The 23,504-nt window shown below is 69.6% G+C and carries 15 protein-coding genes; 6 read left to right on the top strand and 9 right to left on the bottom strand.

All coding sequences use genetic code 11. From position 1 onward, the window contains the following. Positions 1–22 precede the first annotated feature (22 nt). Positions 23–1,414 carry a sigma 54-interacting transcriptional regulator gene (locus BMY74_RS08450; protein ID WP_089912161.1) on the top strand — a complete coding sequence of 464 codons (1,392 nt, stop codon included), beginning with the start codon at positions 23–25 and terminating at the stop codon, positions 1,412–1,414. Continuing rightward, complete coding sequence (locus BMY74_RS08445; protein ID WP_089912158.1) at positions 1,411–3,339, top strand: vWA domain-containing protein; 1,929 nt, start codon at positions 1,411–1,413, stop codon at positions 3,337–3,339. The genes BMY74_RS08450 and BMY74_RS08445 overlap by 4 nt, the downstream gene beginning before the upstream one ends. Before the next feature lie 13 nt (positions 3,340–3,352). Here BMY74_RS08445 and BMY74_RS08440 read toward each other — a convergent pair whose 3' ends face one another. Beyond that, a complete protein-coding gene (locus BMY74_RS08440) occupies positions 3,353–3,889 on the bottom strand; it encodes a DUF4240 domain-containing protein (RefSeq protein WP_089912155.1) in 537 nt (178 codons plus the stop codon). Positions 3,890–3,963: 74 nt separating this feature from the next. Here BMY74_RS08440 and BMY74_RS08435 point away from each other — a divergent pair, with 74 nt between their 5' ends. Next, the gene (locus BMY74_RS08435; RefSeq protein ID WP_089912152.1) at positions 3,964–4,776 is read left to right on the top strand and encodes an SCO6745 family protein; all 813 of its coding nucleotides are present in this window, start codon (positions 3,964–3,966) and stop codon (positions 4,774–4,776) included. A 58-nt stretch (positions 4,777–4,834) separates the two neighbouring features. Here the strand turns inward: BMY74_RS08435 and ctaD are convergent, their stop codons facing one another. From ctaD to BMY74_RS08410, 5 genes are all read right to left on the bottom strand, one after another. Beyond that, the gene (gene ctaD, locus BMY74_RS08430; RefSeq protein WP_089912148.1) at positions 4,835–6,601 is read right to left on the bottom strand and encodes an aa3-type cytochrome oxidase subunit I; all 1,767 of its coding nucleotides are present in this window, start codon (positions 6,599–6,601) and stop codon (positions 4,835–4,837) included. Positions 6,602–6,639: 38 nt separating this feature from the next. After that, positions 6,640–7,965 carry a lipase/acyltransferase domain-containing protein gene (locus BMY74_RS08425; RefSeq protein ID WP_089912145.1) on the bottom strand — a complete coding sequence of 442 codons (1,326 nt, stop codon included), beginning with the start codon at positions 7,963–7,965 and terminating at the stop codon, positions 6,640–6,642. Beyond that, positions 7,966–11,862, bottom strand: coding sequence for an ATP-binding protein (locus BMY74_RS08420; RefSeq protein ID WP_089912143.1), 3,897 nt, complete (start codon positions 11,860–11,862; stop codon positions 7,966–7,968). Positions 11,863–11,994: 132 nt separating this feature from the next. Next, complete coding sequence (locus BMY74_RS08415) at positions 11,995–12,822, bottom strand: slipin family protein (protein ID WP_089912140.1); 828 nt, start codon at positions 12,820–12,822, stop codon at positions 11,995–11,997. 65 nt (positions 12,823–12,887) lie between these two features. Continuing rightward, the gene (locus BMY74_RS08410) at positions 12,888–17,042 is read right to left on the bottom strand and encodes a glycoside hydrolase family 2 TIM barrel-domain containing protein (protein WP_245785981.1); all 4,155 of its coding nucleotides are present in this window, start codon (positions 17,040–17,042) and stop codon (positions 12,888–12,890) included. 236 nt (positions 17,043–17,278) lie between these two features. Here BMY74_RS08410 and mshC point away from each other — a divergent pair, with 236 nt between their 5' ends. Further along, complete coding sequence (mshC, locus tag BMY74_RS08405; RefSeq protein ID WP_089912134.1) at positions 17,279–18,517, top strand: cysteine--1-D-myo-inosityl 2-amino-2-deoxy-alpha-D-glucopyranoside ligase; 1,239 nt, start codon at positions 17,279–17,281, stop codon at positions 18,515–18,517. A 54-nt stretch (positions 18,518–18,571) separates the two neighbouring features. Continuing rightward, entirely contained in the window at positions 18,572–19,021 is a 450-nt protein-coding gene (locus BMY74_RS08400) for a hypothetical protein (RefSeq protein WP_143091489.1), read from the top strand. 4 nt (positions 19,022–19,025) lie between these two features. On the opposite strand, the gene BMY74_RS08395 is transcribed toward BMY74_RS08400, so the two are convergent. Together BMY74_RS08395 and BMY74_RS08390 are read right to left on the bottom strand one after the other, a co-directional pair. After that, on the bottom strand, positions 19,026–19,415 hold the full coding sequence (locus BMY74_RS08395) for a hypothetical protein (RefSeq protein ID WP_089912128.1): 390 nt from the start codon (positions 19,413–19,415) through the stop codon (positions 19,026–19,028). 149 nt (positions 19,416–19,564) lie between these two features. Further along, on the bottom strand, positions 19,565–21,271 hold the full coding sequence (locus BMY74_RS08390) for a S8 family serine peptidase (protein ID WP_245785980.1): 1,707 nt from the start codon (positions 21,269–21,271) through the stop codon (positions 19,565–19,567). Positions 21,272–21,775: 504 nt separating this feature from the next. On the opposite strand from BMY74_RS08390, the gene BMY74_RS08385 reads away from it, so the two are divergent. Further along, positions 21,776–22,876, top strand: a complete 1,101-nt coding sequence (locus tag BMY74_RS08385; protein ID WP_089912122.1) for a S1 family peptidase — start codon at positions 21,776–21,778, stop codon at positions 22,874–22,876. A 55-nt stretch (positions 22,877–22,931) separates the two neighbouring features. On the opposite strand, the gene BMY74_RS08380 is transcribed toward BMY74_RS08385, so the two are convergent. Continuing rightward, on the bottom strand, positions 22,932–23,423 hold the full coding sequence (locus BMY74_RS08380) for a GbsR/MarR family transcriptional regulator (RefSeq protein ID WP_245785979.1): 492 nt from the start codon (positions 23,421–23,423) through the stop codon (positions 22,932–22,934). Positions 23,424–23,504: the final 81 nt, after the last annotated feature.

Below are 23,504 nucleotides of genomic sequence, written 5' to 3'. Positions count from 1 at the left end.
TTCGGTGCGTAGCGTCGTCGGGGTGACCCAGAACCTGGCCCGCACGGCGGGCGAACTGCGCGCCGCCGGGCACCTGCCGCGCGGCGTCAAGACCGAGATCAGGGAGAACCTCCTCGCGGCCCTGCGCGAAGGACGCAACCCGTGGCCCGGCATCGTCGGTTTCGACCGCACGGTGCTCCCGCAGCTCGAACGCGCGCTGCTGGCGGGCCACGACGTCGTCCTGCTCGGGGAGAGAGGGCAGGGCAAGACCCGCCTGCTGCGCACGCTGATCTCGTTGCTCGACGAGTGGACGCCCGTGATCGAGGGCTCCGAGCTGGGCGAACACCCGCTCGACCCGATCACGCCCGAGTCGAGGCGCCGTGCCGCCGAACTCGGTGACGACCTGCCGGTGGTGTGGCGGCACCGCGATGAGCGCTACGCCGAGAAGCTCGCGACCCCCGACACGTCCGTCGGCGACCTGGTCGGCGACGTCGACCCGGTGAAGGTCGCCGAGGGCCGGTCGCTCGGCGACCCCGAGACGATCCACTACGGCATGCTCCCGCGCGCACACCGCGGCATCATCGCCATCAACGAGCTCCCCGACCTGGCCGAACGCATCCAGGTGTCGCTGCTCAACGTCATGGAGGAGCGCGACATCCAGGTCCGCGGCTACACGCTGCGGCTGCCTCTCGACGTGCTGCTCGTGGCGACCGCGAACCCCGAGGACTACACGAACCGCGGCCGCATCATCACGCCGCTCAAGGACCGCTTCGGCGCCGAGGTCCGCACGCACTACCCGCTGGAGGTCGACGCCGAGGTCGACATGGTCCGCCAGGAGGCCGAGCTCGTCGCCGAGGTGGGCGACCACCTGCTGGAGATCATCGCCCGGTTCGTGCGCCACCTGCGCGAGTCGTCGTCGATCGACCAGCGCTCCGGCGTGTCGGCGCGCTTCGCGATCGCGGCGGCGGAGACCGTCGCGGCGTCGGCCCTGCGCCGGTCCGCGCTGATCGGCGAGAGCCCGGCCATCGCCCGCCCGGTCGACCTCGAGTCGGTGCCGGACGTGCTGCGCGGCAAGCTCGAGTTCGAGGCGGGGGAGGAGGGCCGCGAGGAGGAGGTGCTGGTCCACCTGCTGCGCCGCTCGATCGCCGACACGGCACGCGCGCGCCTGGCCGGGCTGAACCTCCGCGCGCTCGCCGAGGTCGTCTCCGACGGCCACCCCGTGGCGACCGGCGACCGGGTGCACGCGGGCGACCTGCTGGCGGCGTTGCCGGAGCTCCCGATCCTGCACGAGGTCGCGGCCCGGCTGGGCGCGGGCCCGAAGGACCCCGTCGGCCGCATCGCCTCCGCCGTGGAACTGGCCCTGGAGTCGCTCTACCTGACCCGCCACCTGTCGAAGGACAACTCCTCCGACGACGACCGATCGGTGTACGGATGAGATACCGCTACGGACGCTGGGGCGGCGGCGCCGACCCGCTGGCGCCCCCGGTGGACCTCCGCGCGGCCGTGGACGAGCTCGGCCGCGAGATCATGGAGGGCGCCTCACCGCAGTCCGCCCTGCGCGAACTGCTGCGCCGCGGCGTCGACGGCACCCGCGGCCTCGACGACCTGACCTCACGCCTGTGGCAGCGCCGCGCGTCGATCCAGCGCCGGCACCGCCTGGACGGCACGCTGACCGAGGTCCGGCAGCTGCTCGACAGGGCGCTGGAGGCCGAGCGCCGCGCGTTGTTCCCGGACCCGTCCGACGACGCGCGCTTCCGCGAGGCCCAGCTCGACGCCCTCCCGCAGGGCACCGCCGCGGCCGTGCAGGAGCTGTCGAACTACGACTGGCGTTCCGAGGAGGCCCGCGAGGCGTTCCAGCAGATCCGCGACCTGCTCGGCCGTGAGCTGCTGGACCAGCGCTTCCAGGGCATGAAGGACGCGCTGTCCAACGTGGACTCCCGCGACGTCGAACGCATCCAGCGGATGCTGCGGGACCTGAACACGTTGCTGGAAGCACACGCCTCCGGCTCCCCGGACACGCCGCGCATGTTCGACGACTTCATGCGCAGGCACGGCGACTTCTTCCCCGAGAAGCCCCGCAACGTCGACGAGCTCATCGACGCGCTCGCCGCCCGATCGGCCGCGGCGCAACGCATGATGAACTCGATGACCGACGCCCAGCGCGCCGAGCTCTCCGCGCTGTCGCAGCAGGCCTTCGGCGGCATCGGCTCACAGCTGTCCGCTCTGGACTCGTTGCTGCAACGGCTGCGTCCCGGCGAGGACTGGACGTCGTCCGCGCGCTTCCGCGGCCAGGACCCGCTCGGCCTCGGCGAGGGCGCGCAGGCGATGGCGGACCTCGCCGAGCTCGACGCCCTGGCCGAGCAGCTCTCCCAGTCGTATCCGGGCGCCCGCCTGGAGGACATCGACCTGGAGGCGCTCGAACGCCAGCTGGGCGAGTCGGCCTCGGTCGACGCCCGCCGGCTGGCCGAGCTCGAGAAGGCGCTGCGGTCGCAGAACATCGTGGAACGCGCCCCCGACGGCTCGCTGCGGCTGACGCCCAAGGCGTTGCGCCGCCTGGGAGAGACGGCGCTGCGCGGTGTCGTCGACCAGCTCCGCTCGGCGCAGGGCTCGCGCGAGACGTCGTCCGCCGGCGCCGCCGGAGAGCTGATCGGCTCGACGCGGCCGTGGCAGTTCGGCGACACCGAGCCCTGGGACGTGCCGCGCACCCTGCGCAACTCCGTGCTGCGCTCGGGCTCGATGTCCCTGGACGTGGTCGACCTCGAGGTGTCCGAGACCGAACACCGGACGCGTGCCGCTGTGGCGTTGTGCGTGGACACCTCCTGGTCGATGGTGCAGGACGGGCGTTGGGTGCCGATGAAGCGCACGGCCCTGGCGCTGCACCACCTCGTGCGCACCCGGTTCCGCACGGACGCGCTGCAGTTGGTGACGTTCGGGCGTTATGCCGAGGCCGTGGACATCGGTCAGCTGACGGCGTTGGAAGGGGTGTGGGAGCAGGGGACCAACCTGCACCACGCGTTGCTGCTCGCCGGCCGGCACGTGCGGCGGCATCCCGACGCGCAGCCCGTGGTGCTGGTGGTGACCGACGGCGAGCCGACGGCGCACCTGGAGCCCGACGGGGATGCGGAGTTCAACTACCCGCCGCTGCCGCGGACGTTGACCAAGACGTTGAACGAGGTGGACGGGCTGGCCCGGCTCGGGGCGACGATCTCGGTGTTCAAGCTGGGCGACGACCCCCGGCTGGCCGCGTTCGTCGACATCGTGGCCCGGCGGGGTGGTGGCCGGGTCGTCTCGGCGGACGAGGAAGGACTCGGGGCCGCTGTGGTGAGCGACTACCTGAGGTCGCGGCGCCGCAGGCGGTGACCTCGGCAGGACCTCAGAGGTCGTGGAGCGCGGCCAGCCTGGGCAGGCGGGCCGCGAGTTCGGCGCTGTCGTCGAAGTCGAAGTCCCAGTCCGGGTCGAGCTCCGGGTAGCGGATCCGGAACGCGTCCTGCGGCAACTGCATGCCCGTCGCCTTGATGTGCGCGTTCCAGGCGATGGACAGGGCGTCCTCGCACTCGAACTCGTCGCCGGAGTCGGCGGCCGCCACCACCGCCGGTAAGGACGCCAGCGAGTCGGGATCGGCCAGGGCGGCCGTGTAGACCTCCTCGCCCTGGGTCACGAGCCAGCCGCGGAAGTAGTCGAAGCCGTCGTCCGAGCAGCCGCCGTTGAGGATGTACGCCGCCGCCCACAGCGGGTTCCGGTACGAGGCGGTCAGCAGCTCCCACAGGGTCTGCTGGGCCGCGACGATCTCGGCGGGCGGGCGCTCGGCCAGCAACGTGGTGGCCGCGGCGGCGACGGCGTGGCCGTCGGACGGGTCGGGGACGCTCGCCCGGGCCGCGGCGATGAGCTTCCAGAAGGTGTTCGGGTCCACGTCGAGAAGCGTGGCAGAGGGGTCTGACAATTTCGGCGCCTGACTTACGAGCCGCGACGTTCTAGGTTGTAGGCATGATCAGGACTCTCTTCCGCTCGCTCGAGGCCGTGCACGGAATGATCTACTTCGCCCCCGAGGCGGACTCCCGGTACGCGAGCGTCGGGCTCGACCGGCCAGGTGGGTACTTCGCGTCCCGCGCCGCGGCGATGGGCGCGGTCGGGGCCGAGGTCGTGATCGCGACGTTCTACAACTTCAACCCCGAGATCGTGCGTGCGCGCATCCCGCAGGCGTGGGAGAAGGTCACGCCGCAGCGCATGCTGGAGCTGCGCTGGGAGGCGGCGGACGAGGCCCTCCGCAAGGTGCTGCCCGACGACCTCAAGGAGATCACCGAGCTCGCGAAGCGAGCGGCCGAGCGGTCCAAGGACATGCCGCAGGGCCGCACGCTGTTCGCCGCGCACGCGAGCCTGCCGTGGCCGGACGACACGCTGCTGCAGCTGTTCCACGCCCAGACGCTGCTGCGCGAGTTCCGCGGCGACGGCCACCTCGCGGCCCTGCTGAGGCACAACATCTCCGGCATCGAGGCGTTGGTGCTGCACGTCGCAACGGGCGACTACCCGGCCGACGCGTTGCGCAAGACCCGTGCGTGGTCGCGAGAGCAGTGGGACGCCACGGTCGAGGACCTGCAGCACCGCGGGCTCGTCGGCGAGGACCAGCTCCTCACCGACAAGGGCCGTGAGCTGCGCAACGGCATCGAGGACGACACGGACCGCATGGCCGCGCCGGCCTACGACGTCCTGAGCGACCAGGAGAAGCAGCGGTTCGTCGAACTGGCCGCGCCGCTGAGCAAGGCCGTCGTGGAGGGTGGTCTGCTGCCCGGCCGCCGCTGAGCGAAGTCGTTGGCGCCGAGCGGGCCGTCGCCTCGCGGACGGCCCGCCACGCCGGTTCTCAGTCCTCGTCGGTCCCGTCGCGGTGCGTCGACGCGAGCGCCTTCTCGGTGACCTCGTCCTTGCCCGCCCGGTGCTTGCCGGGATGGGTCAGCGAGAAGTGCGCCTCGTCCCGCATCCGCTCGACCATGTGCGGGTAGTGCAGCTCGAACGCCGGCCGCTCCGAGCGGATGCGCGGCAGCTCCTTGAAGTTGTGCCGCGGCGGCGGTGACGTCGTCGCCCACTCCAGGGAGTTGCCGTAGCCCCACGGGTCGTCGTGCGGGGCCGGGTCGCCGTAGCGGTAGGACCGGAAGACGTTCCACACGAACGGGAGCACGGACGCGCCGAGCAGGAACGAGCCGATCGTCGAGAACGTGTTGAGGAACGTGAAGCCGTCCGACGGCAGGTAGTCGGCGTAGCGGCGCGGCATGCCCTCGTTGCCCAGCCAGTGCTGCACCAGGAACGTGCCGTGGAACCCGAAGAACGTCGTCCAGAAGTGCAACTTGCCCAGTGGCTCGTTGAGCATCCGGCCGGTCATCTTCGGGAACCAGAAGTAGATGCCGGCGTAGGTGGCGAACACGATCGTGCCGAACAGCACGTAGTGGAAGTGCGCCACCACGAAGTAGGTGTCGGACACGTGGAAGTCGAGCGCCGGCGAGGCGAGCAGGATGCCCGTCAGGCCGCCGAAGAGGAACGTCACGAGGAAGCCGATCGAGAACAGCATCGGCGTCTCGAACGTGAGCTGCCCCTTCCACATCGTGCCGATCCAGTTGAAGAACTTGATGCCCGTCGGCACCGCGATGAGGAACGTCATCAGCGCGAAGAACGGCAGCAGCACCGCGCCCGTCGCGTACATGTGGTGCGCCCACACGGCCACGGACAGCATGGCGATCGCGAGAGTGGCGAACACCAACCCCTTGTAGCCGAACAACGGTTTGCGGCTGAAAACGGGGAAGATCTCCGTCACGATCCCGAAGAACGGCAACGCCACGATGTAGACCTCGGGGTGGCCGAAGAACCAGAACAGGTGCTGCCACAGGATCACGCCGCCGTTGGCCGGGTCGAACACGTGCGCCCCGAGGTGCCGGTCCGCAGCCAGGCCCATCAACGCGGCCGTGAGGATCGGGAACGCCAGCAGGATCAGCACGGACGTCACCAGGATGTTCCAGGTGAAGATCGGCATCCGGAACATCGTCATGCCCGGCGCCCGCAGGCACACGACGGTCGTCGTCATGTTGACCGCGCCGAGGATCGTGCCGAGGCCGGACACCGCCAGGCCCATGATCCACAAGTCCGCGCCGACACCCGGCGAGTGCACCGCCGACGACAGCGGCGTGTAGGCGAACCAGCCGAAGTCCGCCGCGCCGCCCGGCGTGAGGAACCCGGCGACCACGATGATGCCGCCGAACAGGTACAGCCAGTACGAGAAGGCGTTCAGGCGCGGGAACGCGACGTCCGGCGAACCGATCTGCAGGGGCAGGACGAAGTTCGCGAAGCCGAACAGGATGGGCGTCGCGTACAGCAGCAGCATGATCGTGCCGTGCATGGTGAACAACTGGTTGTACTGCTCGTTCGACAGGAACTGCAGCCCCGGCCGTGCCAGCTCGCCGCGCATCAGCAGCGCCATCACGCCGCCGATCAAGAAGAACACGAACGACGTCGTGAGGTACATGATCCCGATCTGCTTGGGATCCGTCGTCTTGAACAACGACAGGAAGTACGAGCCCTTCGGCCGGGCGCGCGCGGCCCCGGGATGGGGCACCACGGGCGTTGGCTTGATCGTGGTCATCGTGCCTCCTCCGTGCCAGAGGTGAATCGTCCTCCCGGTCAGACCGGGGGGCAATCCGCGACGAGCACCGCGCTGGTCACCGGGACCACCGGAGCGCCTACCGAAATGCCGCTGACCTGCACGTAGTAAGCGCCGGGGGCCAATTCTCCGAATCTCACGGCCATCTTCTCGGAAATCGCCGGACTGCGCGATTCGACCTGTTTGCCGTTCTCGTCGACCACCGCCACCTTCACCGCCCGCGGAGCCGTGTCCTTCAGCTCGACGGTGACCTCCAGGTCCTCCCCGGTGAGCACGAGGTCGGGCACGACGACCTGGGGCTCGGTCACCGTCACGTTGCGCGGCACGATGGCCTTCGCGGTCAGGAACGACTCGACGGCGTCCAACACGGCGGCGTTGTCCTGCAACGACGTGTGCTGCTCCGTCACGCGGTGCAGCGTGTTCGACGACAACGCGAGCCCACGCCGTGCGGCACCGACCATCGGTACGGTCGCATCGCCGTACAGCTCTTCGCCTTCATATGTCCGATAGCAGGTGACTTTGCCGTCAGAGATGCGCGCCGTGGTGGCCGTGGGCTGCTTACCGCCGAGGATCGCGTACGTCTGGTCGGCGAACGAGTCGGTCAACGCGCTGTGGAACGCCATCGCGTCCGTGACCATCTTCGTGTCGAGTTCGGGCAACGACACCTCCGTGGTCTTGAGGAGCCCGCCGGGTGACTCGATGCACGCGAACTCGGGCAGCAACTGGTGCAGCGACGGCATCGACCGCGCGAACTCCGTCAGGTCGACCGCCAGCGGCCCGAGCCCCTTGCGCACGCCGTTGACCAGCTGGTCCAGCGCGGCGGTGGCCCCGCGGTAGGGCGTGCCCATGGTGATCAGCCTGTCGGTCCGCTCGGCCATCCCGCACTGCTCGACGCACCACCGCGCGACCAGCCCGCCCATCGAGTGGCACACGAAGCTGACCTTGGCGTCCGGCCCGATCCGGTCCAGTGCCTCGTCCACCCGCCGGGCCAGCAACGCGCCGTTGTAGCGGTTCGACAGCCGCCAGTCGTAGGCGAAGAGCATCAGGTTGCCCTTCTCCACGGTGTAGCCCAGGGAGTTCATCCGGCGCGTGACCCGGTCGTAGCCCTTCAACGGCGTCCAGATGCCCGGGACGACGTGCAGGTCCGACATCAGCGCGACGGGCTCGACGCCGTCCTGCGGGTGCTCGTCGCCGATGCCGTCCGGGAGCTTCAACCGCTTCAGGCTCCGCCCCAGCGTCAGCACCGCGCGCAACGCGGCCCTGCCGGACACCTCCCAGACCATGCCGTCCGCGTTGCGCAGCGTGCTGCCGAGGATGCCGGGCAGGACCACCACGAGATCAGTCATCTAGGACTCCTCGGCCAGCTTGCGGATGAGGGACAGCAACGCGAAGTTCGCGGGCACCAGGTAGGTGAGCTCGTGGATCCACGCCATGCGCTGGCCCGCCGAAGGCAACGCCAGACGTTCGTCACCGGCTCGAGCGCGCGCGACCGCCTTGTACAACGCCGTCAGCGCGTGCGGCTCCAACGCCGTCACGGCCTGCGTAAGTGCTTGTGGTGACGCGCCATTGGCGAGCCCGCGCAGGATCTCCGTTGTGCGCGAAGGGTCTTCCACGGCGTCGAGCACGAGGTCGAGCACGTCGGCGTCCTCGTCCGCCAGCAGCAGCAACGCGTGCACCGGCCTGTTGTCGCGCACGTTCTTGAGGACTTCCTTGTCCAGCAACTCGTCGCGCCGGGTGGCGAGCAGTTCGCGACGGCGTGCGGGCGTGGCGTCCACGAACTCGTCCGCGAGACTCGCGAGCAGCCACGGCCGGTACGCGAGCGCGACGCCCTGTTGCTGGGCGGTGGTCCGGCGCGACTGGATGACCTGCGCCTCGATCAGGCTCGTGCCGTACAACGCCTCCGACACGGCCACGTCCGCGTCCGTCGACAGCAGCTCCGGGTGCCGCACCAGGATGTCGCGCTCCTCCGCGTACGACCGCGCGAACACCCAGGTGCGCGCGGTCCGCAGCAACACCCGGTCGACCGACAGCCAGTCCGGAGTGGTGTCCCACGGCCACGGGCCGGAGTCGTAGTGGCGGCGCGCGATGTCGTGCACGTCGTGGATCGCCTGCCGCGACTGGCCGACGTGGGTGAGCGCCTGGCACAGCCACCTCGCCGCCGCCGGATCCCCGGCCTTCGTGGCCGCCGCCCGCAGCATCAGCAACGTGGCGAGCTGGGGGCCGTTGAACCGCGCGGTCACCCTCTCCCAGGTCTCCTCGACGATCTCGGGCTGCTCCAGCCCCGCGCAGATCGTGTCGAGCGTGAACAACGCCGCCGCCAGCGTCGACAGCCGGTCCGCGTTCTCCGGCAGCAGGGAGACCTCGACGGCCCGCAGACCGGTCGCGAGGGCCTCGCGGGGCTTGTCGGCGTCGCGCTGGCGGCGCATCAGGTTGTGCAGCGCCTGGCCGTGCACGGGCAGCCCGTCGGCGAGGTCGGCGGCCTGCCTCGCGGCGTTGAGGGCGGCCTCCGTGCGGTGGACCATGCTGTACGCGACGCTCAGGCTCAGCGCCGCGTCCGCGAGCTGCGGGCGGAACGCGGCGTGCCGGCCGAGCGTGCCGCTGATGTCCGCGGCCTGCTGTGTGGTGCTCGCGGCGTCGGACAGCCTGCTCAGCGCCAGGTAGTCGCGACTCAGCTCGACCAGGGCGCTGACCAGGTCCGCGAGGAACACCGGGTTCGTCTGCGCCAGCGCGTAATAGAGCTCGACGGCCTGCTTGGACCGTTGCATGGCCTCGTAGCGCAGGCCGGAATCGCTGCACCGCGCGGCAAGGCACGTCATCGCGCGCGCAAGCGGTGCATCGGTGTCGACGGCCGCAACGGCGTCACGAGCCGTGGACAGCGCCTCCTGCCTGCGGCCCAACATCGCGTAGACCTCGCTCAGGTCCACCAACGCGCCACTGAGGTGCGACGCGTACGTCGGGTTGTCACCGCCGTGCGTCGACGTCTTCGCGATGCGTTGCGCGAGCCGTTTGTGCGTGAGGCTTTCCGCCGTCGTCGGAGTCGACGCCACGAGCTCGCGGTAGCGCAAGGCGGCCTCTTCCGCTGGCGCCACGGCCTGCTGCAGGCGTCCGGCGTCGCGGAACCGCCGGCCCAGCTTGTTCAGCACGAACGCCAGGTCCGCCAGGTACATGCGCAACTTCGGCACCAGCGCGCGGAAGTGCTCGGCGGCCTCCTCGAGCGGTGCGATGGCCTCGTCACCACGACCCCAGTGCATCAGCTCGTTCGCCGCCGTCGTGGCCGCGAGTGCGATGTCCGGCAACAACATCCGGTTCATCACCGCTAGAGCGCGCAACCCGTCCAACGCCCGTGTGCCCGCATGGCCGCAATGCCGCCACGCGTACTTCCACAGGTAGCCGGGCACGTTCGGCGGCACGCCCGCCTCCATGCGCTGCCGGTACAACTCGATGAGCGCGCACGCCACCTTCTCCGCGCCCGGCGCGAAGACCTCGTCCCGGCTCGGTGCGAACGGCGGCCGCAGGTGGTCCGCGAACGTCTGGTGCGTGAGCTTGAAGACCGCCGTGCCTTCCTCACCGTCCTGCACGATGTGACGGCCCAGTTCGGTTAGCACGGCCGTGATGTCCTCACGGCTGAACGTCTCACCGAACAACGCCTCGGCGACAGCGCGCCACTCCTCTTCGGGGAATCCCGCGCCGTAGCTCCACGTCAGTGCCGTCAGCAACGCACGCGCCGAGGGCACCTTCGCGAGCTCGCGATCGAACGCCGCGTCCAACGACAGCTTGAGGTCGGCCCCGCCGTCCGCCAGGACCTGGTCGGTGATCATCCACGCGGTCAGGAACGGCAGCTTCGCCAGTTCATCCGCAGTGGACGGCTTGGCGCCCGGCCCCAGGCGCGCCAGGACGTACTCGCGGACGTCGGGCTCGCTGTCGGCGTCGTCGAGGTCGAGCACCTCGACCGGCGACAGCTCGGTCAGCAGGGGAGCACCGCCCGCGACCCGGTGCGCCTGCCGGGTCGACACGATCACGACGGCGTGGGCCGCGAGCTTGGTCAGCAGCGAGGTGGCGATCGAGAACGACTCGCCGCGCGCCTCGTCGAGGCCGTCGACCACCACCACCGGGGGTTCGTCGAGGGCGCTGACCACGCCTACCAGCTCGGCCGCACCCCGCCGGGGCCCCTCGGGCGCGGGGACCAGGCCCGCGCCGACGAGCTGCCGGCTGAGCAGGTCGGCGACGCGGTCGGCGTCCATCGCGCGGGCGTGCACGGCCGCGTCGACCGAGCCCGGACCGGGGTCGGCGTGCCGGAACGACGGCCCGGCGGTCAGCAGCAGGTCGCGCTCGACCGGGTTGGACAGGCTCACGACCCGCCCGACCACCGCGGACTTGCCGGTGCCCGGCGACCCGGTCACCACCCGCAGCCCGGCCACCCCGGACCGCACCCAGCCCACGACCTCGTCGACCTGAGCGGTCCGTCCGGTGAACCACGACCGGTTGTCCGCGGAGTCACCACCCCGTGCCGCGAGCAGAAGGTGCTTCACGACCGTGTTCGCGGCATAGAGGGGGTTCGGCAGCATCGGCTGCGCGGACCCGTACTGCATGAAGCGCGGCCGTTGAACGTCGCTGTCCCACGCGTTCAACAGCGCCGTACCGACCGCCCCACCGTCGACGAGGGCGATGCGATCGCTCCACCGCCGTGCGTCCTCAACGGCCGTGGGACCAGCACGCAGCAGCTTGCGCAACTTCCCGCCGAACAGCCCGTCACGAGCCGTCTCGACGCTCGAACACGACACCAGCACACCCGCCCAGTGCACCTGCCCCGCCAGCAACTCCTCCTGGACGGCCGCGACGGTGCGGACCGCCTCGTCGAGCTGGGCGCCCGAGTAGCAGGCGTCCACGATGATGAGCACCTGGTGCGCACCCGACGCGGCACACCACAGCGCGAACTCGTGCAGCATGATGCCGTCGACCGCGCCGTCGTTGTCCCTGGCCAGGAGCCTGAGGTTGCCCGCGACGGGGATGGCGTGGCCGCTCCACAACGCGACCAGCGCGCCGCCGTCCTGCGGGTTCTGGCGCAGCGCCTTCATGTGCGCGCGGACATCGGCCTCGGCCGGGTCGGCCAGGGGCTCGCCGTCGTAGCCCTTGAGCAGGGCGCGCAGCTCCCGCACGTCGCTCACGGCGTGCTGCAGCGGCTGCACCAGCTCGTAGGAGCCGACGCCGATGCCGACGAACCTGTCCCTGGCCCTCTTCGTCATGCGTCACTACCCCCTGATCGGAGGTCGCTCCTGGGCCGGAGGTGTTACTCGGGGTAACTCACACGGCGTAGCCGGGGGCGGTGGACCGCTGGTGGGACTCGTTCCCCGGCGACGCAGGCAGGCCGCACCGCCTCACGCCGGTTCCTTCGGCTCCTCGGTCAACTCGGGCGGCGCCACCGGCGCCTCCGCCTTCACGGGCGACTCGACGTTGGTGTTCTTCTCCAGGAACCTCAGCAGCTCCACCGGGAACGGCAGCACAAGCGTCGAGTTCTTCTCCGCCGCCACCTCCACGATGGTCTGCAGGAGCCGCAGTTGCAGAGCACCGGGAGTCGACTCCATGGTCCCGGCGGCCTCGGAGAGCTTCTTGGACGCCTGCAGCTCGCCGTCCGCGGTGATGATGCGCGCACGGCGTTCGCGTTCGGCCTCGGCCTGGCGCGACATCGAGCGCTTCATGCTCTCCGGCAGCGCCACGTCCTTGATCTCGACCCGGTCTATGTCGATGCCCCACTCGAGGGCCGGGGTGTCGATCATCAGTTCCAGACCCTGGTTGAGGCGCTCGCGGTTGGACAGCAGGTCGTCGAGCTCGCTCTTGCCGATGATGGACCGCAGCGACGTCTGCGCCACCTGCAACATCGCGAACCGGTAGTCCTCGACGTTGATGACGGCCTTCGCCGCGTCCTGCACCTTGAAGTACACGACGGCGTCGACGCGCACGGTGACGTTGTCGCGCGTGATGCCGTCCTGGGCCGGCACGGGCAGGGTGACGATCTGGAGGTTGACCTTCCGCAGTTGGTCGACCCCCGGGACGAGCATCGTCAGCCCCGGCCCGCGCACGCCCTGTTGCAGCTTGCCGAACCGGAACACCAGTCCCTGTTCGAACTGTTTGATCACTCTGGCGCTCATGGCGAGGCCGAGGCCTCCGAGCGCGACCAGCCCGCCGAGGATTTCGAAGAAGACCATGAGACCCCGCCTTTCAGCGGCGAATGCCCTTGATCTCCAACGGTACGCCTGGGGTCCGACAGTTTTCAGCAGTGCAGGACCGCAGCGGCCCAGTCGGCGTGGTCGTGGGCGTTGCCGTCACCTCCGTCCGTCACCCGGAACGTCAGCACCGTTGCTCCACCCGTGTCGACGGAGATCGGGACGGGTGCGCTCTGTCCCGTCAGCACAGGGCTTCGGTACACCGATCGGTTGTCGCCGAGGACTTCGAACCGGACGGTGCCGGCACCGTTCGTCTCGTCGTCGAGACCGATGGTGGCGGTCAGGAGACCGCACCTGCCGCCGGTGTAGACCTGGAACTCCGAGTCGGCGTGCACGCCGACGCCCCGGTCGAACCGGGCGCCGCGGATGCTCATCGTGGTGCCATCGCCCGCCTGCTGCTCGCCGTTGCTGCGGTCGCGCTCGACCGGGCCCCAGCCGTTGCGCTCGCCGAGGAACTCCAGCGCGGACACCTGCGCCTCGCCCTGCGGTGGTCGCGGGGTGGCGGTGAAGTCGTGCGTCAGGGTCGACGTCCCCTTGCCGGTGGTGATCTCCGCGAACACCGGGCGGGTGCCGGTGTCGCCGCCGTCGCGCCTGATCGTCACCGTCGCGGAGCCGCTCGACAGGTCTGCGGCAGGCGGGATGACCGACCAGCCGTCCGGCGCGGTGAACCTGGCCGTGGTCGTGCCGGCACAGGGCTTCGTGACGACCAGTTGGGCCTGGACCTGCTCACCGGGTTCGAGCGTGGTGTCCGTGGCGCGCAGTTCGGCGGTGGGGGCGCAGTCGACCTGACGGCCGAGTTTGCCCGTGGCCGCCTCCGCGGGCGTGAGCGGGCGCAGCAGCACGGAGTACGCGTACTCGTTGCCCGCTTCCACCTGGTACTGCGGCAACGGCTCGTGGAACGTCTCGCTCACGCCCGTGACGCGGTGTGCCGCGTGCAGGGTCGTCCAGCCGTCGTTCTTCTTGAGTGCGAACGGGTACGCGGCGCGGTCGAGGTCGTCGTACCGTGACACGCGCACGTCCAGATCACCCGCCACGAGCAGGCCCGCACGGCCGTTGGAGAGCGTCGCCCAGCGCGTGTCCGCGTGGTTGCCGAAGTCCTGCGGCTTGTAGTAGTCGTTGAACTGCTCGTCCACTGTGGACTGGTAGACGCCGACCGGGTTGCCGGACCTGCGGTCGTCGTAGTTCTCGCCCGGCCCGCGGCCGTACCAGGTGAACCTTTTGAAGGTGTCCGGAACCTTGAGGGTGAAGCCGATGCCGGGCAGGTAGCTCAGGTCGCGCATGCGGTCCTTCGCGGCGACCCGGTGCCCGACGGTGATCTCGCCGGCGCCGGTGACGCGGTAGGTGAACGTCTGGGCGAACGAGGCGTCCCGCACCGCCTGGGCGGTCGACCGCACCGTCACGAGAGTGTCGGTGCCCTGTGAGACAGTGATGTCGACTGGTGATGTCTTCAGGCGGTCGAGGCCGCTGCGGTACCAGGACGAGTCCTCGCTCATGAACTCGTTCGACAGCGGTGCGCGCCACGCGTCGAGCTCCGGGCCGGCGTGGAGCAGTTCGGTACCCCGCACGCGCATCGACGTGAGGGTGCCGGTCTTCTTGCTGAGCACGTACCGGAAGTCCCTGCCGGACAGCACGACCTCGGAGTCGTTCTGCGTGGTGGTGAGCTCGCCGGGCCTGCCGGGCGTGTGCAGGCCGGTGATCTGCGTGCCGCCCAGCGGGAACTGCGCGATGCCCACGTCGGTGCCGCGCCGATCCGTCGCGCGCACGGTCAGCCAGCGTTCGGTCTCGGCCCCGAAGTCGGGCAACGCGATCGTGCCCGGCTGGAGCCTGCCGCGGTGCTGGGCGATGGTGCGGCCGTTGTCCTGGACGTCCCAGCGCAGTTCGAGGTCATCGGTGCCGGTGAACTGGCGTTCGCTGACGACGGTGAGCTCGTTGTCCGCGAACGAGAACCGGATGGGGGAGTGGACGGCCATCAGCTCGGTGGTCTCCGGCTGAGGCCTGCGGTCGGCCCACACGACGCCGTCGACACCGCCGGTGCCCGCGCCGTAGGACTCCTTGCGGCCCTTGTCCTCCAGCTTCTCGAAGTCGAGCGCCAGCACGGCGGTCCTCTTGGGGTCCTGAGCGAGTTCGGCCTCGGTCAGGGCGCGGTGGTAGATCCGGACCTGGTCGACGCTGCCGTGCGCCATGCGCGTGCCGACGTTCTCCTGCATGGTCTCGGCGTTGCGCCCGATGTTGACCGGCCAGTGCGACCAGTCGATCGTGCCGCTGTAGTCGGCCGTGGAGACCTCACGGCCGTCGATGAGCAAGCGGAGCTTCGCGCCGTCGAACGTGCCGGTGACGCGGTGCCAGTTGCCGTGGAAGTCCGCCGGCACGGTCGCACGGACCGTGCGCCAGGTGCCGCTGTGCACGAAGAACTCCAGCGTCGTGGCGTTGGACATCTTCAGCGCGTACTGGTGGTCGCCCTTGGAGATGACCGTGAAGTCGCCGGTCCACGTGTCGGGCTTGACCCACGCGTCGAGCGTCAGGCCGTTGGTGACCTCGTCGAGCTTGCGGTCGCGGTAGACCTCCACGAAGTCGTCGAGTCCGCTGAGCTGCAACGCTTTGCCGTGCGGTCCGTCCACGTGGGACGGTTTGCCGGACAGGTAGGTCAGGATGCCGTTGGCGTCGTCCGGGGTCGTGTAGAGGGGCAGGGCGATGTTCTGCTCGGCCCAGTCCCAGATGAAGCCGCCCTGCACCTGCGGGTAGGCGCGCACGACGTCCCAGAACTCCTTGAAGTTGCCGAGGCTGTTGCCCATCGCGTGCGCGTACTCGCCCATGATGATCGGCTTGGTCGTGGTCTTCGCCTTGGCTTCGAGGCTCGCGGGTGACGGGTAGCGCGGCCCGGCCACGTCCGCGAAGGGCGCGTCGCCGTCCGGCACGTTCGGCTGGTGGTAGAGCGGGCGGGTGTCGTTCTTCCTCGCGTACTCGGCCATCGTGTGGTGCGCCTTGCCGAGGCCCGCCTCGTTGCCCGTGTCCCACATGACCACGCTCGGGTGGTTCTTGTCGCGCTGCATCATCGCCACGAACCTGTCCTGGAACGCGTCCTGCCACTCGGGGCGTTCGGCGAGGCAGTTGGACGGGCAGGCGTCGTGGTGGTGGGTCTCGATGTCGACCTCGTCGGCGATCATCAGGCCGTTGCGGTCCGCGAGCTCGTAGAAGTACGGGTCGCTCGGGTAGTGCGAGGTGCGCACGGCGTTGATGTTGAACCGCTTCATCAGCTGGACGTCTTTTTCCTGGTCAGCGCGGGTGACGTAGCGGCTGCCGCGCACCGAGGTCTCGGCCCGGTTCGTGCCGCGGAACAGGACTCGCTTGCCGTTGATCTTGAACTGGCGGTCGACGATCTCGATCTTGCGGAACCCGACGGGCTGTTTGCCGGTCTGGACGACCCGGCCGTCCTTGAGCAGCTCGATCCGGAGTTCGTGGACGTTCGGGGTCTCGTCGGTCCACTTCAGCGGGTTGACGACCTTGCCGTCCCTGATGGGGACCTCACGGCCCTGGGGATCGAAGAGTCTGGTGCGGACGCTGTGGCCCTCCTGCGGTCCGCCGATCCTGACGTCCGCGGAGATCGTCGCGTCGCGGTACTCGGCGTCGAGGTCGGTCTTGATCGTGACGTCCTGCAGGTACGTCTTCGGCGTCGAGTAGAGCCAGACCTCGCGGAAGATGCCGGAGAACCGCCACTGGTCGTAGTCCTCCAGGTGGGAGCCGGAGCCCCAGCGGTGGACCTGGAGCCTCAGCGTGTTGCGGCCGGGCTTGAGCTTGCTGGTGAGGTCCCACTCGGCCGGCGTGTAGCCGCCCTGGTCGTAGCCGACGTACGTGCCGTTGAGCCACACGAAGTATCCGCTGGTCACGCCCTCGAACCGGACCAGCGTGCGGTCCCAGCCCGCGGGCAGGTCGAACGTCTTCTCGTAGACGCCGGTCGGGTTGACGTCGTGCGGGATCCGGGGCGGGTCGTCCGGGTACATCTCGGTGGGGATGTTGCGGAACATCGGGTGGTCGAGGAAGTCGGTCTGCCACGTGTGGGGGACCTGGACCGTGCGCCAGCCGTCGGAGGTCTCCCTCACGTCCTGCGGCCGGTCGAACATCCGCAGGCGCCACTCGCCGTTGAGGCTGAGCTTGCGTTCGGGCTTGAGATCCGGGTGCGGAGGCTCCTGGTTCTCGGCTGTCATTCTGGGATTTTCCAGATACGCCAAGGCGTCCAGGGGTTCGGCCTGTGCTGTGGCCGGGGACAGTGAGAGCGCTACCACCGTGGCTACGACGACACGAAGCATGCCTCCCGAAGCTAGGGGCGTGCCCGTCACGGCGTCAACGGATGTCCTGCCTTTCTGTCCGAACGAACCGCGCGTGGTCGTCCCAACACCCGGAAATCACGCTCTGTTCGGCGGTACGCGTTAATGTCGGATACATGCAGACCTGGTCATCCATTCCTGTGCCGCGGGTTCCCGGGGACCCCCGCCCGCTGCGGCTGTTCGACACGGCTACGGGCGAGGTGCGCCCCACGGCTCCAGGAGACACCGCCAGGTTGTACGTCTGCGGGATCACGCCGTACGACGCGACTCACCTCGGCCACGCCGCCACCTACTTGGCGTTCGACCTCGTGCACCGCGTGTGGCTCGACAACGGGCACAACGTGCACTACGTCCAGAACGTCACCGACGTCGACGACCCGCTGCTGGAGCGGGCCGAGCGCGACAAGGACGACTGGGTGGTCCTCGCCATGCGCGAGACGGCCCTGTTCCGCGAGGACATGGAGGCCCTGCGCGTCCTGCCGCCGCAGGACTACGTGGGCATCGTCGAGGCGATCCCGGAGATCGTCGAGGTCGTGGCCAAGCTCGTCGCGGACGGCCACGCCTACCGGGTCGACGACGCCGAGTACCCGGACGTCTACTTCGAGCACAACGCCACCGGGCGGTTCGGCTACGAGTCGAACTACTCGGAGGAGACGATGCTGAAGCTGTTCGCCGAGCGGGGCGGCGACCCGGACCGCCCCGGCAAGAAGCACCCGCTCGACGCACTCCTGTGGCGCGTGAAGCGTCCCGGCGAGCCCTCCTGGCCGTCCGAACTGGGCGAGGGCCGCCCCGGCTGGCACATCGAGTGCAGCGCCATCGCCCACAACCGCCTCGGCACCGGCTTCGACGTGCAGGGCGGCGGCTCCGACCTGATCTACCCGCACCACGAGTACTCCGCGGCGCACGCCGAGGCCCAGACCGGCCAGCACCCGTTCGCACGGCACTACGTGCACGCGGGCATGATCGGCCTCGACGGCGAGAAGATGTCGAAGTCGCGCGGCAACCTGGTCTTCGTCTCGAAGCTGCGCGCCGAGAAGGTGGACCCCAACGCCATCCGCCTCGCGCTGCTCGCCGGCCACTACCGCACCGACCGCCCGTGGTCCCAGGACCTGCTCGACGAGGCGCTGGCCCGGCTGGACAAGTGGCGTCGCGCGGCCGCCCTGGACACCGGACCGTCCGCTGTGGACACCGTGACGCGGTTGCGCGACCACCTGGGCAACGACCTCGACACGCCGCGTGCGCTGGCGGCCGTCGACGCGTGGGCCGATGAGGCGTTGGCGCACGGTGGGTCGGATCGGCACGGGCCTTCGCAGGTTCGTACTGCGGTGGACGCGCTTCTGGGCGTGGAGCTCTAACTGGCTGAGGGCGCGCGCTGCCGTGCGGTGGCGCGCGCCCGCCACACTGTGCCCGTGACGGAGGCATGGCAGGGGCTGCGGTACGAGCGCGGGCCGGACTGCGAGGACCTGAACGAGGCCGCCCGTGGCGAGGTGCTGGCGGCTGAGAGCACCGCCGGGGACCTGCCGCTGCTGCGGTTCCTGGTCGAGCAGGAAGCCCTGTGCCGTGCCCACTCCCAGGGCTTGGGGGAGCAGGCGGCGCTGGCCGGGTTCCTGCTGGCCGAGCACCGGCGGCCCGAGGACGTCTGGCGGCACTTCGCGCTCAAGCGCGCCAACTTCGACGCCGGCTGCATGTACGACGTGGAGCACCTCTGCGCGGCGGGCGTCCAGGTCACCGTCGACCACGTGCGCGCGAGCGACCACCCGGATCGTGAGACCGTGCTGGAGCTGCTAAGCGTGGACCTCGACGAGGACGACCTGCGGCAGTGGTTCGAGCACCGGCGCGAGTGGTTCCGCGAGCCCTGAAGCGTCAAGCGAGCCTGAACACGTAGGTGGCGAGCACGATGCCGGACGTCTCTCCGTTGGATCCGCTCGAGAACGAGCTCTCGGTGATCGTGGTGGTCTGCGGGATGAAGGTCGTCGAGATGGCCTCGAACCTCCACCCCTCGGCTTCGATCTCGTTGAGCGTCTGAGTGTGGTTGTTGCTGTTCTGCGTGGTGAGGACCACGTCGAGAAGGCTCGTGCGCGTGTTCTCGAGCTCGATCGAGATCTGGAAGATCCTCGCGCCGTCCGCCTTGGCCGCACGAGCCCGTCCAGCTGGGGATGCGGCGAAGCGCGCTGCTTCCTTCTCCGCTGCGCGAAGCTCACCGGCGGCCTTCTTGGCGGCGATCTCCTCTGGCGTCTTGCTGAAAAGCCCCACGCGACTCTCCCCGTTGCTGCTGTCGTCTCGGCATTCAGGCTGCTTGTCGGGTGATCACCTGCTCCGTGTTACCGGCTTCCGCGAGCCCTGAACGTGGAACCGCCCCCGAGGCGGAAGCACCGGGGGCGGTTCGTTCACCGAAGAGACGATCAGACGTCGAGCGTCCAGCTGTTCAACGTGCCGGTGTCCAGGAACGCCGCGTCGCGCACGCGCAGCGTCCAGGTGCCGTTGGCGGCCTCACCCGAGAGGTTGCGGGTGAAGGTCTCGTTGATGTTGTCGGCCGAGCCGCCGGTGCGGTTGTGCAGGTTGTAGACCGAACCGTCCGGTGCGACCAGGTCGACCACGAGGTCGCCCTTGTAGGTGTGGGTGATGGCGACCGCGATCGTGGCGGTGGCCGACGCGTTGCCCGCGCAGCCGGAGACGACGATCGTGCTGGTCACGGTGGAGAGGTCACCGATGGCGACGGGGGTCGAGTTGGTCTTGGCGTCACAGCTGCCGCCGACCGCGTTGACCACCCAGGAGAACGTGGCCGAGCCGGTCTTGCCGGCCGCGTCGGTCACGGTTGCGGTGACGGTCGAGGTGCCCGCGGTGGTCGGGGTGCCGGAGATGGCGCCCGAGGAGCTCGCCGAGAGGCCGGCCGGCAGGCCCGAGACGGACCACGTGTACGGCGCGGTGCCGCCGGAGGCCGAGAGCTGCAGCGACGCCGCGGTGCCGACCGTGGAGGTCTGCGTGCCGGGGTTGGTCACGGACGGGTTGCCCGGCTGCGAGCCGCCGAAGAGCGTGTAGAGCAGCTTGTTCGGCGAGCCGCTGCCCGGGCTGGTGATCTTGTTGGGGGTCGAGGCGGCGTTCAGGCCCGCCCAGACGGCGGCGGGGCTGTCGGTCGGGTGCGTGGCGAGCCACAGCGCCGCGCCACCCGCGACGTGCGGGGAGGCCATCGACGTGCCGGAGATGTTGTTCGTGGCGGTGTCGCTGGTGTGCCACGCCGACACGATGTTCTGGCCCGGCGCGAAGATGTCCGTGCAGGTGCCGTAGTTGGAGAACGAGGCGCGCGCGTCGGTGTTGGTCGACGCGTTGACGGTGATCGCCTCGGCCACGCGGGCCGGGGACGACGAGCACGCGTCGGTGTTCGAGTTGCCGGACGCGACGGCGTAGGTCACGCCGGACGCGACCGAGTTGCGCACGGCGGTGTCCAGGGCGGCCGCGGCGCCGCCACCGAGGGACATGTTCGCAACGGCGGGCTTCACCGCGTTCGCGGTCACCCAGTTGACGCCGTCGACGACGCCCTGGATGGTGCCCGAACCCTGGCAGTTGAGCACCTTGACCGCGACGACCTTGGCGGCCTTCGCGAGACCGTACTCGGCGCCCGCGACGGTGCCGGCGACGTGCGTGCCGTGGCCGTTGCAGTCGCTGTTGTTGCCGTCGCCGGAGGTGTTGGTGCCCCAGGTGGCGCGACCGCCGAACGTCTGGTGCGTCGTGCGCACACCGGTGTCGACGATGTACGCCGTCACGTTCGAAGCGGTGGTGTCGTACTGGTAGCTGTTGCTCAGCGGCAGGTCGCGCTGGTCGCTGCGGTCAAGGCCCCACGACGGCGGGTTCTGCTGCACGTCGAGGAGGCTGACCTCGGCGTCCTGCTCGACGAACGCGACCTTCGGGTCCGCGGCGAGGCGGGCGGCCTGCTGGGCAGTCATCTTCACCGAGAAGCCGTTGAGCGCGTGCTGCCAGACCTTGCCGACCTGGCCGCCGTAGCGTCCTGCCAGTTCGGGAGCGGCGGCCCTCGACGCCGTTCCCGCCTTGAGCGAGACGATGTAGCTGTCCTTCACGACCTTGGCGCGGTCGGCGCCGAGAATCGTCCCCACGTTTTCTTGAGCGGAAGCGGCTGGAACCACAGCGGCGGCCAGACACACGGCGGCAGCGGCTGTGAGTCCCGCACCCAAGACTCTTCGCATGGCAGGGTTTCTCCCTCGTGCAGGGAACAGGGTGTCCAGCACGCTAGACCTAAACCGCAGGTCAGAGGGATACGCCAGCGAGTGCGAACTGTTGACAGATTTGACGTTTCGTGTCAAGGCGAATGGTCGCTCTGTGTCACGGAAATAGGCCGGGAGAACGAATTTGCATTCCCTATATCAACCGAGACGCCGCGAGGTCCACCCCTCGATCGACCCTACCGTCCGGTAAGCACGCCGAAGTAGCGTCGCCCAGACGGAGGAACGAACTGATCGGGCAGTTCGACCGCCTGGGGACGCCTGTCATCCGGTGTCGTGCGAGCTGTGTTGCAGCACAGCTGATCTCCTCATCGCGGTTGCCCGGTCCGGCGTTACACCGGCCCTGCAGAAAAAACCGAAGATCAAGGAGAAGTGCCTATGAAGCGCATGGCTGTCGCGGCTGTGGCTGTTCTGACGGGTGCACTCGCGGCCACGGCATCCCCTGCCGCCGTCGCCGCACCGCAACCGTCGGCCGACCTGCTCGCCGCGATGCAGCGCGACCTCGGACTGGACGCCCGGCAGGCGGCGGAGAGGCTGCGCCAGGAGAGCGCGGCCGCGGTCCTGCAGCGTGTCGTGGAGGGGTACGCGGGCGAGAGCTACGGCGGCGCGTGGTTCGACGCGTCCTCCGGCAAGCTCGTCGTGGGCGTGACCGACGCGGCCAAGACCGACCGGCTCCGCAAGCTCGGCGCGGAGCCCCGCACGGTCGCGCACAAGGCCTCTGACCTGGACGCGGCCAAGGCGAAGCTCGACGCGTCCCAGGCCCCGGCCGAGGTCACCGGCTGGTACGTGGACACGAAGGCGAACGCGGTGACGATCACCGTCAAGCGCGGCCAGACCTCGGCAGCGCAGTCGCTGGTCGAAAAGGCGGGCGCCGTCGCGAAGGTCGTCGAGACCGACGAGGCGCCGCGGCTGTTCAAGGACACCCGCGGTGGTGACGCCTACTACATCAACAACGCCGGACGCTGCTCCGTCGGCTTCGCGGTCGACGGCGGCTTCGTCTCCGCGGGCCACTGCGGGTCGCCCGGCGACACGGTGACCGGCGTCGACAAGACGGCGATGGGCGAGTTCGAGAAGTCGTCCTTCCCGGGCAACGACTACTCGTTCGTGCGCACCAACTCGTCGTGGACCTCCACGCCGAAGGTGAACCACTACGGCGGTTCCGACGTGATCGTCTCCGGTCACACCGAGTCCGCCGTGGGCGCCTCGATCTGCCGTTCCGGCTCGACCACGGGCTGGCACTGCGGTGAGGTCCAGGCCAAGAGCCAGACCGTGAACTACCAGGAGGGCTCGGTCAGCGGCCTCACGCGCACGAACGTGTGCGCGGAGCCCGGTGACTCGGGTGGCTCGTGGGTCAGCGGCACGCAGGCGCAGGGCGTCACCTCGGGTGGCTCCGGTGACTGCACCAGCGGCGGCACGACCTACTACCAGCCGGTCAACGAGATCCTCGAGGCCTACGGCCTGACTCTCACCACGGGCTGACGTGCGTGGCGGACGGGGGAGCCTCCACGCCGGAGGCTCCCCCGTCCGCTGTCTTCTAGCGCTCTTCCAGCCACTTCTCGCGGTGCACGCGCCACCGGTCCAGCAACGAGCCCAGCTCGCCGTGCACGAACCGGAAGAACTCGCGCGTCTCGTCCAGCCGGGCCCCCGCCGCGGAGTCCGAGCCGAGCGCGTCGACGCCCTCGCCGAGCACCTCGTCGATCATGCCGAGCATCTGGTCCTTGCGGAACGTCGTCTCGTACCAGACGTTGTCGCGCATCCGGAACACGTCACGGCGTGATCCGGGTTCACGCTCCCGGCTGACGATCTGCACGGTCGTGAGGTAGCGCACAGCGCCCGACACCGCCGCCGGGGAGATCTGCAGCAGTTCGGCTATCTCGGCCGCGGTGAGCCGCCCGGAGTCCGTTGTCAGCAGCGCCGCGAGGATGCGAGCCGGCATGCGCGGCACGCCGGTGTCCGCCAGGATCCCGCCGAACCGCTCGACGAACTGGCTCACCGCCTGCGTGTCACGCTCCGTAGTACTCGTCACGGCGGCATCATCCCTTTCGTCAGCCGATCGGGCAAAATTTACACGCTTCACGAAGTTGTGAAAGAAGCGTAGCTTACCGCC

This window comes from Lentzea albida (assembly GCF_900111005.1).
In the GTDB taxonomy this organism is placed as follows: domain Bacteria; phylum Actinomycetota; class Actinomycetes; order Mycobacteriales; family Pseudonocardiaceae; genus Lentzea; species Lentzea albida.
This window is presented reverse-complemented; position numbering and strand designations above follow the sequence as displayed.